Source organism: Pseudoalteromonas sp. Isolate3 (assembly GCF_022398505.1).
Lineage (GTDB): Bacteria > Pseudomonadota > Gammaproteobacteria > Enterobacterales > Alteromonadaceae > Pseudoalteromonas > Pseudoalteromonas apostichopi.
Genome location: NZ_JAKEVN010000017.1, coordinates 1 through 12,154, shown reverse-complemented (window position 1 = coordinate 12,154; position 12,154 = coordinate 1). Strand labels below are relative to the sequence as shown.

The 12,154-nt window shown below is 41.8% G+C and carries 9 protein-coding genes; 1 reads left to right on the top strand and 8 read right to left on the bottom strand.

The genetic code is table 11. From position 1 onward, the window contains the following. Positions 1–9: 9 nt before the first annotated feature. From L1D46_RS05815 to upp, 5 genes are all read right to left on the bottom strand, one after another. Complete coding sequence (locus L1D46_RS05815; RefSeq protein WP_130052729.1) at positions 10–1,779, bottom strand: sugar phosphorylase; 1,770 nt, start codon at positions 1,777–1,779, stop codon at positions 10–12. 12 nt (positions 1,780–1,791) lie between these two features. Beyond that, positions 1,792–3,012 (bottom strand): glycosyl transferase, encoded by a 1,221-nt coding sequence (locus L1D46_RS05810; RefSeq protein WP_130052730.1) that lies wholly within the window; start codon positions 3,010–3,012, stop codon positions 1,792–1,794. Then, the gene (locus L1D46_RS05805) at positions 3,005–4,747 is read right to left on the bottom strand and encodes an HAD-IIB family hydrolase (protein ID WP_130052731.1); all 1,743 of its coding nucleotides are present in this window, start codon (positions 4,745–4,747) and stop codon (positions 3,005–3,007) included. The genes L1D46_RS05810 and L1D46_RS05805 overlap by 8 nt, the downstream gene beginning before the upstream one ends. 138 nt (positions 4,748–4,885) lie before the next feature. Next, entirely contained in the window at positions 4,886–6,124 is a 1,239-nt protein-coding gene (locus L1D46_RS05800; RefSeq protein WP_130052732.1) for a uracil-xanthine permease family protein, read from the bottom strand. A 9-nt stretch (positions 6,125–6,133) separates the two neighbouring features. Further along, positions 6,134–6,763 (bottom strand): uracil phosphoribosyltransferase, encoded by a 630-nt coding sequence (upp, locus tag L1D46_RS05795; protein WP_130052733.1) that lies wholly within the window; start codon positions 6,761–6,763, stop codon positions 6,134–6,136. A 193-nt stretch (positions 6,764–6,956) separates the two neighbouring features. Here upp and L1D46_RS05790 point away from each other — a divergent pair, with 193 nt between their 5' ends. Next, a complete protein-coding gene (locus tag L1D46_RS05790) occupies positions 6,957–7,775 on the top strand; it encodes a hypothetical protein (protein WP_130052734.1) in 819 nt (272 codons plus the stop codon). On the opposite strand, the gene L1D46_RS05785 is transcribed toward L1D46_RS05790, so the two are convergent. From L1D46_RS05785 to L1D46_RS05775, 3 genes are all read right to left on the bottom strand, one after another. Further along, the gene (locus L1D46_RS05785; protein ID WP_130052735.1) at positions 7,772–8,743 is read right to left on the bottom strand and encodes a Gfo/Idh/MocA family oxidoreductase; all 972 of its coding nucleotides are present in this window, start codon (positions 8,741–8,743) and stop codon (positions 7,772–7,774) included. The genes L1D46_RS05790 and L1D46_RS05785 overlap by 4 nt on opposite strands. A 2-nt stretch (positions 8,744–8,745) precedes the next feature. Next, entirely contained in the window at positions 8,746–9,696 is a 951-nt protein-coding gene (locus L1D46_RS05780) for a phosphotransferase (protein WP_130052736.1), read from the bottom strand. Between the two features lie 145 nt (positions 9,697–9,841). After that, entirely contained in the window at positions 9,842–12,097 is a 2,256-nt protein-coding gene (locus L1D46_RS05775) for an acyl-CoA dehydrogenase (RefSeq protein WP_130052737.1), read from the bottom strand. Between the last annotated feature and the right edge of the window lie 57 nt (positions 12,098–12,154).

Genomic DNA, 12,154 nt, shown 5'->3' with positions numbered 1-12,154 from the left:
TGCCTGCCTTCATTTATTGCTGAGCCATACAGCTTGGTATGGGGTTAGCGACATGGTTTTTGTCTGCTCGGTAATTTGCTCACCGCTGATTAAATCACGCCACTGCTCAGTACCAATCAAATTTAAGTCGGCAAGAGTAAGAGTTTGCGTCTCGTCACTGATGTTATAAACACAAAACATACTTTGCGAACGGTTGATACTTTGTCGCCAAAAACCAAATAACCCCTCGCTTAAATGTAATGTATATTGTGTTGCATTAGGGTGAAAAGCGCTTTGTGCCTTACGAATAGCCATTAGGTTTTTCATCGCTTTAAACACAGTACGATGATGAGCATTTTCGTTACTCAACTTGGCAAGTAAATCTGACTCTTGCCAGCGGTGACGGTTAATCGCTCGGTTATGTTGGCTGTTTTCAAAGCGTTCATAATCATTGGTAGTACCGAGTAAGCTATGAATATACAAACCTGGAATACCTTCAAGTGCAAACATAATGGCATGCGCACATAAAAAGCGTGCAACCCCCCATTTATCTGGGCCTTTATGGGTACCTTGCAGCGCATCAAACAATGCGATGTTTAACTCATAAGGGGTGTTGGTGCCATCTGGTGCGGTACGTAATGATACTTTACCGCCATATTTAGCCGTGGTACTGACCATTTCGGCAATTTCACTTTGCTCCAATAACCCTTCGACAGGCCTTAAACCTATACCATCATGTGATGCTATAAAGTTAAAGTATGCAGTCCCTTCTTGAGGGGGTGGCATGCTCATCATCCAGTGCTTTAATGCGGTGCTATCGCCACTCAGTAAGGTATGTAATAGCAAAGGCGGTAATGAGAAATTGTAAATACAATGTGCTTCGTTGGCATTACCAAAATAAGAGAGGTTTTCGCGGTTTGGAATATTGGTTTCAGTGATAATAATCACGTTAGGCTCAAAATGCTCTATCAGGGTGCGAAGTAATCTGATCACTTCGTGAGTTTCTGGTAGGTTAATGCAACGGGTATTCAGCTTTTTCCATAAAAATGCCACCGCATCGAGGCGGAAAATTCGTACACCATTATCTAAATAATGACGAATAATGCTGACAAACTCATTGAGCACATCTGGGTTGGCAAAATCAAAGTCGACTTGATCGTGGCTAAACGTACACCATACATGTTGCAAACCGTTTTTTGTTTCAACCGCTTGTAAAAGAGGCGATGTTCGCGGGCGAACAACTTGAACAAGATCGTCACTCGGGCTTGCTGTTTTAAAATAACTCTTACCAGGCTCTTTGCCTTGAATAAAGTTTTCAAACCAAACACTTCTGCTAGAGCAATGATTGATCACTAAATCAGCCATCAACCTGACATCCTTCGAAATATCGCGGATATGCTGCCAACTGCCTAACGCTTCATTCACTTGCACATAGTTCATTACCGCGAAGCCTTCATCTGAGCTATACGGGTAAAATGGCAAAATGTGTAATGCATTAAGTTCAGGCAAGCATTGGTTTTTTACAAAGCGATGTAAGGTATGCAAAGGCGGCTCTTCAGGCTTAGCAACCGCTTCATCCGTGTTAGCATGGCGAATAATCGAATCACCATAGGCGATTAAAATCATATCTTGCTCATCCCAACGGTTTTTATGTGGCGTTGGGTCACGAACAGGATCATCACCTAACATGGTATCGATTAATCTGTCTGCGAGTTGTTCAAGCGTTGTTGATAGTTCAACCTCGCCGTAGATGCAGGTTAAATGCTGAATAACCCTTTGTTGGAGTAGCTCTAAAGTCACGTGCCTTCCCCGTTAAATATATTCTTTGTTATCAAGCTCTACGGCTTCTTCTAAGCGAGCAAATACATCTGGCATTGCCGAGGCTACTCTGTTCCAACTCGGCACAAATGGTGCTTCCATTGGGTTTTCTAGAAAATGCTGACCCGCATTCATAATATTTTGTGCAAACATTTCAACGGCTTTCTCTTCTTGGTGAATATCCAATGTTAAACCATTCATAAGCGCATCATTGTGATATGTTTCAATAAAGTCGAGGGCGATACGATAATACGTTGCTTTTAATGAACGAATTGTTTCGCTCGTAAAAGTAACCCCTTGAGTAGCCAGCTTTCTGAATAGAGCTTTAGTTATATCAATCGACATTTTCGACAAGCCCGCAGCTTGATTGCCTAGTGATAAGTCTTGATGTTTATGGTCATAGTTATCAGCAATATCAACCTGACATAAACGATTATGCGAGTAATTGCGATACATCTCTGATAACACGCCAATTTCTAAGCCCCAGTCACTTGGAATACGGATATCGTTGAGTACATCGCGACGGAATGAAAACTCTCCAGCTAATGGATATCGAAACGAATCCATATACTCTAGATAATCACTACTGCCCAAGATCGTTTTAAATGAACGCAGTAATGGCGTAACTAATAAACGAGATACACGGCCATTGATTTTGCCTTCTGCAGTGCGAGGGTAAAACCCTTTACAAAACTCATAGTTAAAACGAGGATGAGCAACAGGGTAAATCAAGCGAGCTAAAAGTGCTCTATCGTATGTCAATATATCACAGTCATGTAATGCAATTGATTCCACTTTTGAGGTGGCGAGTTTATAACCCATGCAATACCAAACATTACGGCCTTTACCTAATTCTCGTGGCGCAACACCTAACTTTTGAAGTTCTTTATCAAGGGCTTGTAGACGCGGGCCATCATTCCAAAGTACCTTATGGTGTTGATCAAGCTCTGCAAAAAACTGCAGTGCATGGCGATATTGGCTTTCGTCGGCGCGATCAAGGCCAATGGTTATTTGCGATAAGTAAGGCACATGTTTCAGCTCAGCAATAATATTTTGCAAAGCTGGCCCTTCTAACTCACTGTAAAGCGAGGGTAATATAAGGCCCATTGGGCGTTGTTTAGAAAAGCCCAACAACTCTTTTTCTAGTTCTTCTACTGGGCGATCAGCAATATTGTGTAGCGTAGTGATAATGCCATTTTGATAGAAATCAGCCATGAGATTGCTCCTGTTTTGCTGCAAAACGCGCTTTGATGATAGTTAACGCAGAAACTTCTTGAACCCAACCCGCAGGGGCTGGTTTTTCGCTGAGCTGCCAGGCTTTTTGTAGTATTTGTGATTGAACTTGGCTGCCAGGGTTATTGATTAATATGGCGGTATCGGCCGCCTTTAGCATGGCTACATCGTTTTGACTGTCGCCAAGGGCAATCACAGTAAATGGATTGCGATAGGCTTTTTTAAACTGATTTAACAGCCACTTTTGTGCAAGCCCTTTGTTGTTACCTTTGGTTAAATGGATAAAACGCCCGCCAACAAGCACTTCGTAGCCAGCTTGGCTCATTGCATCTATCAGGCCTTGTTTTTCTTCATCGCTGCCCGAGAAACAAACCGGATCTGAGTACTGTCTTTGTAAAGCCAGTTCACTTTTATCGACGGGTAGCCCTGTTAATTCGGCTATTTCTTGTGCACTAAATTGACTAAATAAGCGTACACAATGACTATAATCACTCGCATATCGTTTAAGATCTTCATGCAATTTATCGGTACTTTGTGTCATAGCGAAGCGCCAATAACCTTGATATTCATCACAGCCAATCGGCTTTACTTTAAAATAGTCTTTCGGGATGTAAACAGCCGCGCCATTTTCAACAATAAAAGGTTGATGATGAGCCAAACCGTTTTGAATATCAGTGACTTCAGCAAAGGTTTTGCTGGTATTAAAAATGACATTGACACCGGTATCATTCAACTTTGCCAAAAATGGTTTGATCACCTCACATTCGTAGCTATCGTGATCGAGCAATGTGCCGTCTAAGTCAGTAAAAATAAGTGGCTGAGCAATTTGGTCAGCGAGTAGTTCCATCTTAGTGATGTCACGCTCTGTGTCGAGCAATAATAAAGCATCTACACTCTGCGCGAGGGTTGCTAAATTTTCACGCGTAATACGCTCAAAATGAGAGATAAAACGTTTTAAACTCTGTTCATCAAAAGTACCCTGCCCTTCGCCTTTTTTGGCGATTAACTTATGCTCCTGCTCTAACCGCCAAGCATACACATCTTCAAATGAAGGCGCTTTTAACATAATGGTGTAATCAGCCATTGCGAATACATTTTGATATTCATTCGCTAAGCAACTATTTACGCAGCGACGCCAAATGCCGTCGGCATCTTCTAGTTGCTCTAATTCATTAACTGGAGTTTGTAGTTGATAAGGTTGCTGCGGTGTACTGGCTACACACCAGCCTTCAAAAAACACGATATCAATCGGTTTTTGGTTACTAGGCCACTGCGATTGTGGCACAGGATCATCGGTTAGCTTGTCAAATTGAGGTAGTGGCACATCCATTTTACCTGCCAACAAAGCCGATAAGGTTTGTTCCATTAATTGCGTATCATGCGTACCCGGTACCCCACGACTCGCAAACAAAGGATGAACATCTTTAGCAAGCTCATTGCGTGCATCACGGCTTAAATAAAAGTCATCGATTGATAATGACACGCTATTAAATTCGGTATTACTATTAACCCAAGTCACTAAAAAATCAGCGAGAGTTGTTTTACCTGAACCTTGGCAGCCGTTGATAGCCACCAACATAGGTTGGCCGGTCATTTTTGCGCTCAAGATATCGTGCGCGAGGGGTATAAAAAACTGCTCACTTAAGTATTGATACTTGAGTGGTAACTGATGCTTCGCTAAAAACGGGGTAATATCCACAACATTTGCCTCTTGCATAATCGCTCCTACCAGTATGACATAGAGATAAATGCAGTTAGTAGACCAGTTTTATAATTCCTTATTTTTTATATAGTTACAAAAAAAGCGCATATTTAATGCGCTTTTTTGGTGCAATATTCCAGCAGTTATTCAGCTCTAATCAGCTTGTTGCACTGCTTTGGGGAGGACAGCATTTAAGATAATCCCCAAAATTGCGCATAAGCTCACACCCTGCAAACTAAACTCGTCACCACCAATATGCATACCACCGATTCCAAACACTAAAATCAGTGCGATTATAGTCAGGTTACGAGGCGCAGTAAGGTCCTCACCTGATTTTACTAAGGTATTTAAACCAACAACAGCAATAGAACCAAATAGTAAAATCATGATGCCACCCATCACAGGAACCGGAATAGTTTGTAATCCCGCGCCCATTTTTGCCACAAACGCGAGCACAATTGCGATGATTGCAGTCCAAAGCATCACTCGAGGGTTGAAGTTACGCGTAAGCATAACCGCACCTGTTACTTCAGAGTAAGTAGTATTAGGTGGACCACCAAAAACCGATGCCGCAGAGGTTGCTAAGCCATCACCGAGTAAAGTGCGATGTAAACCCGGTTTCTTTAAATAGTCTTTACCTGTTACTTGGCTAATTGCCATCATGTCACCAATATGTTCAATGGCCGGAGCAATTGCCACAGGCACCATAAACAAAATAGCTTGCCACTTAAACTCAGGATAAGTAAATGCCGGCACAGCAAACCAGTTTGCTTGAGTAACCGCACTAAATTCAACAATACCTATAAATAACGAAGCAAGGTAACCTGCAATAACGCCAGCGAGAATAGGGATAAGTTTAAATACACCTTTGCCCCAAACAGCAAAAATTAACGTAACCAGTAATGATAAACCTGAAACCCAAATAGCTTGCGCATAAGGAACTAATTGCGCACTGCCATCACCAGCTTTACCCATTGCCATATTCACGGCAACCGGCGCTAAGGCTAAACCTATCACCATAATAACTGGGCCAACAACCACAGGCGGTAACACTTTATGCAGAGCATTTACGCCTTTAAACTTTACAATCAAGCTAAGCGCAAAATAGCAAAAGCCTGCCACCATTAAACCGCCCATTGTTGCAGGAATGCCCCACATTTGTACTGAGGCGATAATGGGTGCAATAAAAGCAAAAGACGATGCTAAAAAGATAGGAACTTGGCCTTTGGTAACCACATGAAACAGTAACGTTCCTAAGCCTGCGGTAAATAAAGCCACATTTGGGTCAAGGCCTGTCAGTAACGGCACAAGTACCAATGCACCAAATGCTACAAACAGCATTTGCGCGCCTGTTAGAATGGTTTTTAACGAAAATGTTTGATGATTTTCCACGTGAGCGCCTTACACTGTGCCAAAAATCTTATCACCGGCATCTCCTAAGCCTGGAATAATATATCCTTTTTCGTTTAAGTGACTGTCTAAAGATGCTGTGAAAATTTCAACATCTGGGTGCGCTGCAAGGGTTTTTTCTACGCCTTCTGGTGCAGCCACTAATACAATCACTTTAATATCTTTACAGCCTGCTTTTTTCAGCATATCGATAGTTGCGATCATTGAACCGCCCGTTGCCAGCATTGGGTCAATAACAAGACTTAAACGCTCATCAATTTTGCCAACTAGTTTTTCAAAATAAGGCACTGGTTCAAGTGTTTCTTCATTGCGCTGAAGACCTACCACACTTACTTTTGCAGCAGGTAATAATTGCATTACGCCATCCATCATGCCAAGACCGGCGCGAAGAATAGGCACAACAGTAATTTTTTTTCCTTTAATATGCTCTACATCTAAAGTTGAACCATCCCACCCTGTGATTTGCACGCTTTCTAATGGTAGGTTTTTTGTTGCTTCGTAAGTAAGCAAGGTACCTACTTCAGACGAAAGCTCACGGAAACTTTTTGTGCTAATACCTTGTGCGCGCATAAGGCCAAGTTTGTGTTGAACTAACGGATGAGTAATTACATGGATAGACATAAGTAGAACCTAAATGAAATAAATTACGCCTATTTTAGCGCAAAATAGTCTTCTCGACTGCAAAAAATGCACACTCACTGCATTAATTTCTTGTTCTGGTCTAAAATCATACAGGACATTGCAAATATTAATTTTTTTGCAACAACACGTATCGGCAATCTTTAACACTTTATTTATTTTTGGCCCTGCAGTAATGAAAACGTTTATCCTTACTTCGATACTACTTTGTAGCTTTTGCCTACCTACCCACAGTGAAACACTCGATATTCAAGTTATGGCTGATTTTGTTCCGCAAGATGATGGTAATCCAAAAAATGAAGCCACCAAGTTCTTACTTGCTGCTGCAACTGAGCTAGGCGATGAAATCAGCCTGCGCTTTATACCTGCAAGCCGGTTAAGAGAATGGCAGCAATTAAGCAAGATGAATAATGCTTGCTTGTATAATAAATTAAAAACCCCTGAGCGCGAGGCCCATGCTGTGTTCAGCCAATACCCAATAATGGCTTTTCCCCCTAATAAGCTAGTGGTATTTAATAAGCCCACCATTCCAGACTCAATCACACTAGTACAAGCTATTTTTCATTACGATTTAACAATAGGCATAGTTAAAGGTCGGTCATACTCAGAAGAGATTGATCAGTTTGTACGTTTAAATGATGAGCATTTTTTCATACTCGATGGGGCAAGAAATGCACCAAGGCTCGGACAAATGTTATTTCAAAATAAAATTGATGCCGTTTTAGAATATCAAACTATATTTAGTAACCGTTATAAACGAGCACAGGATCTAAGTAGTATTCGCTATATCAGCCTTAAACCAGAAAAAGCCGCGGTGTTTGGTTATATTGCTTGCTCACCAACAGAGGTCGGCAAACAAGCAATCGCGCTGTTCGACAAAGCGCTTAAAACAGAAAAAGTACGCACTTTAATTAGTGAGCGCCTAATGGCGCTATTTCATGAAGGTGAAAACACACAAATAGTAAATGCCTTCAATGCTGCGTTTGAGCACTAAGCCGATAAAATCTGCTCCATAACCCAACTTGTGTGTAGTGCAGTTTCACCAGTTGATGGATGGGGTTGCTGAGCATGAAAATAGTTCGCCATGTTTTCAACATGATATTGTTGAATATGTGCAGGGTTATCAATTACGAGCTGTTGTGCACCCTGTGCATTGTTAAGCACAATCGGCTTTTCGTCAAAAACACTAAAGCTAAGCTCGCCTTCACTGCCATAAATCATCACATCATCAAAACGATTTGCTGAAGCAAAGTTCCAACTCCCGGTGCCTGTAACACCAGATTGATGCTGCCAGTGCGCGGTAATAGCATCGAATGCTGAATATAAGCCTTGTTGATTAGCGCATAAACCATGCACCTTATTAAAATCACCTAAAAGGTAGGCAAGTAAATCAAGGCCATGGCTGGCTAAATCGTCAAAGTAACCACCTCGTGCCACGTTTTGATCTGTGCGCCAGTTATACTCACCCGATAAATCAAGGGCGTTAGGAGCTTTACTTAAATGCCAACTAACATGACGAGGCTTACCAATAACACCTTGTTCTAGTAACTGTTTAACTTGATTAAAGCGCGGTAACGAACGGCGATAATAAGCCACAAATAGCGGCTGTTTAGCCTCTTTAAACGCTGCGACAATGTCAAGGCTATCTTGATAACTCGGTGCCAGCGGCTTTTCAATACAGCAAGGTTTACCTGCCGCTGCAACCTCAAGAGCATACGCTTTATGGCTATCTGGCGGCGTGGCAATATATACTGCATCAACACTGTTATCGTTAATTAGTTCGCTTGGCGATGTGAACACCTTTGCGACATTATGGCGTTTAGCGTAATCATGGGCTTTTTCTAGGTCGCGACGTGTCACCCCAATAAGCGCAATACCTTCTGCTTGTTGATAAGCAGGGCCGCTTTTCAGTTCGGTTACAGCACCACAGCCGATAATGGCAAATCGCATTGGCTTATTCATTGTTATTCCTTTATTTTTGTTAGGTACGTTGCAAATTGCTGCTGCATGTAGCCATTTATTTTTGCATGATCAGGGCTCCAACCTGCTAAAAAGCGATAAAAATCGCTCCATGCGTAACACCAAAGCGCTTGCCAACTGCTAACGACATGCGCAGGATTGACACTCGGTTGATAGCGCTTTAGTGCTTGTGTGAAGGTATCAAAATAGCGATTTAAATAGTCATCTGCAACTGATTTTAATGCTGCATCATCTAAACAACTACCTAAAAAGTACATCACATCAATCACCCCAATTCCCTTGCCAACGTATTGAAAATCATAGCCAAGAACGTGCTGGTTTTGTGGCAAAATAGCAAAATTGGCAAGCTTAGCATCACCATGAATTAACGTTTGGTAAGGTGACTCACTCAACGCAGTATCAATAGCGTGTGCCTGCGCTTTTAAGCTTAAATCGCTCATACGCTGTAGCTCATCGGGTCGTGTTGCTAAATGCCAGTAACTACCTCGCGGCCAAAGTCCACCAGCAGAGCTTGCTAAATGAAAAGCATGAAAATGTGCAAGCCAGTTTATAATTGCTTGAATGTCGCTGTATGTAGCACTTGCTTGCTGGTAGCCAAGTGCACTGAAATCACTAAACACCAGCGCTTGCTTACTGCCCTCTTGTATTGCCTCAATGCAGTGGATAGCCGCAGCTTCATGGGGTAATTGCTTAGCGTAACGCCGATACCAATTAAATTCGACTAAGTAAGATTGGCGCTTTCTGGCAAGCGCAAAATCACTTTGTTTTATACGACTATGATTGATCTGGCTAGGCACTTCAATCGCTTTAATTACCGCTGCAGTACCATCCATTTGGCAACGAATAATCTCACCGCAACCGCTCCATACTGATGCCGCTTGCTGCAAACCTGTAATGTTTGAAAAGTGAGATGTAACAAATTGCCTAAGATCCATAACGCTCTGTAATTTATATAAACTGATGGCAATGGTAGGTGAAATTAGCTACTGGCACAACGGCCTATAGGCAATAAAAAACCCGTGCTAAACACGGGTTTTCGAAGATAAAGTCCTAATACTGCTCAGGACTTGCATTGTTGAATTACTCGTTTACCACACTTTTAAGTGGGTTTACTGGCTTTGCATTGTCATCCAGTAAGTTCATATCAAAGTCAAACTCATCAACACGAATCGCTTTTTCACGTTTCTTGTTGTAATCAATCAGTTTTGCGTACTCTTCTTCGTTGATAACACTTGCAACTAGTGCATTATCAAGCGTTTCTGCAAAACGAACGCCCGGCTTAATAGTTTTAGCACGCAGTGCTTTTTTAACTTTCTTAAGTAAATCAAGGCACGCCATTTTTGCTTTGTACGCTTGCTCATTGATGTAATGACCATCACCTTCAATTGGGTTAACCAAGTGAGTGATTTGCGCTTTAAATGCGGTATCCATTTGCGCTTGAGTTGCAAGTTCACGAATTAAATCATCGCTGATCTTAGGCATTTTCATTGAGTAGTTCATCGTAATGAAACGCATAAACTTACGAGTACCACTTGCAGGGAAGTTATCTAAGAACTTATGCAATGCTTCTTCAGCGCTTTGTAGTGCAAAGCGAGTCGCATAGTGGAAATAAGGCGCAGCTTGTTCACGTTCACTGCTTGCTACTTTTTGCTCGTAATATTTAATTGATGCCATAGCAGCGTATAAGAAGCTCATTACGTCACCTAAACGTGCAGATAACATTTCTGCTTGTTTAAGTTTGCCGCCAAGTACCAATAACGAGAAGTCAGCATAAACTGCAAGTTTTGCAGATAGTTTGTGCGCTGCTTTTTCGTATTCACGTACTTCGGGTAGTGACGATTTAGCACCCGCAGTAAACGGTAATACACCTAAACGGAAAGCTCGTAAGCTGTTAGCTACGCTGTAGCCTACTGTTTTACGTAAAATGCTATTGAATTCTTTATCTGCATTTTTGTCTTCGCTGTGGATAGACTCAACCATAGATTGTAGATAAGGATGACAACGCATTACACCTTGACCAAAAATCATTAAGTTACGAGTAAGAATGTTTGCACCTTCAACCGTGATTGCGATTGGTTGTGCAACATAACCACTTGCTAATGTGTTTTGTGGACCATTTTGAATCGCTTTACCTGCTTGTATATCCATTGCTGAATCAAGCACGTTACGACCAATTTCTGTCATGTGGTATTTAGCAATCGCAGTAACTACAGATGGTTTTAAGCCCATGCCTAAACCTTCTGTTGTTAATACACGCATTGCTTCTTGAAGGTAAGTTTTACCTGCGATATCAGCTAGCTTTTCTTGGATGCCTTCGAATTGACCAATCGCAAGACCAAACTGCTCACGTACTGCTGCGTACTCTGAAGCACCTTTAAATGCTACTTGTGATGAACTAACACCAAGCGCCGGTAACGAAATACCACGACCTGCACCTAAACAGCTAACCAGCATTTGCCAGCCACGACCGATGTTCTTTTGACCACCAATGATGAAGTCCATTGGTACAAATACTTTTTCACCTCGTGTCGTACCATTATAAAAACGGATACCCATAGGATCATGACGATTACCAAGTTCAACACCTGGGTGATCTTTAGGGATAAGCGCACAGGTAATACCTAGGTTTTCTTTGCCACCTAGTAAACCATCAGGGTCAACTACTTTGAATGCTAAACCTAATACTGTCGCAATTGGCGCAAGTGTGATGTAACGTTTGTCCCAGGTAATTTCTAAACCTAACACTTCTTCGCCATTGAACTGACCACGTTTAACAACACCAATATCTGGAATGCCACCCGCATCCGAACCCGCTTCTGGGCTAGTTAGTGCGAAACAAGGAATATCACGACCATTTGCAAGACGTGGTAAGTAGTGATCTTGTTGCTCTTTTGTACCAAAGTGAAGCAATAACTCACCTGGGCCTAATGAGTTAGGAACCATCACGGTTACCGCAACCGCAGAACTCTTCGTCGCGATAGTCGCAACGATTGTAGAGTTTGCATAAGGGCTGAATTCTAAACCGCCGAATGATTTAGGAATGATAAGCGAGAAAAAACGCTCTTTTTTCAAGAAATCAAGAATGTAGTCAGGAAGATGAACACCGTTTTGAATTTCAGAATCATCAATCATTGATAATAATTCTTTCACTGGGCCATCTAAGAATGCTTGCTCTTCAGTGCTTAGCTTAGCTGCAGGCACGTCACGAAGTGCATCGAAATCAGGTTTACCTTGGTAGATTGAACCTTCTAACCAAACATCACCCGCATCTAACGCTTCTTGTTCTGTAATTGAAATACTAGGTAATACTTTTTTTAATTTTGTACGTAAGCTCATAATAAACTCATCCGACCAGATAGTAATACCTACATTACGTCATAAAATGAACAATAG

What these genes read in the sequence shown, in the direction of transcription:
- upp (WP_130052733.1), bottom strand. Translation starts at nt 6,763, where the DNA reads ATGTCTATCCATGTAATTACTCATCCGTTAGTTCAACACAAACTTGGC.
- L1D46_RS05785 (WP_130052735.1), bottom strand. Translation starts at nt 8,743, where the DNA reads ATGAATAAGCCAATGCGATTTGCCATTATCGGCTGTGGTGCTGTAACC.
- L1D46_RS05790 (WP_130052734.1), top strand. Translation starts at nt 6,957, where the DNA reads ATGAAAACGTTTATCCTTACTTCGATACTACTTTGTAGCTTTTGCCTA.
- L1D46_RS05780 (WP_130052736.1), bottom strand. Translation starts at nt 9,696, where the DNA reads ATGGATCTTAGGCAATTTGTTACATCTCACTTTTCAAACATTACAGGT.
- L1D46_RS05810 (WP_130052730.1), bottom strand. Translation starts at nt 3,012, where the DNA reads ATGGCTGATTTCTATCAAAATGGCATTATCACTACGCTACACAATATT.
- L1D46_RS05775 (WP_130052737.1), bottom strand. Translation starts at nt 12,097, where the DNA reads ATGAGCTTACGTACAAAATTAAAAAAAGTATTACCTAGTATTTCAATT.
- L1D46_RS05805 (WP_130052731.1), bottom strand. Translation starts at nt 4,747, where the DNA reads ATGCAAGAGGCAAATGTTGTGGATATTACCCCGTTTTTAGCGAAGCAT.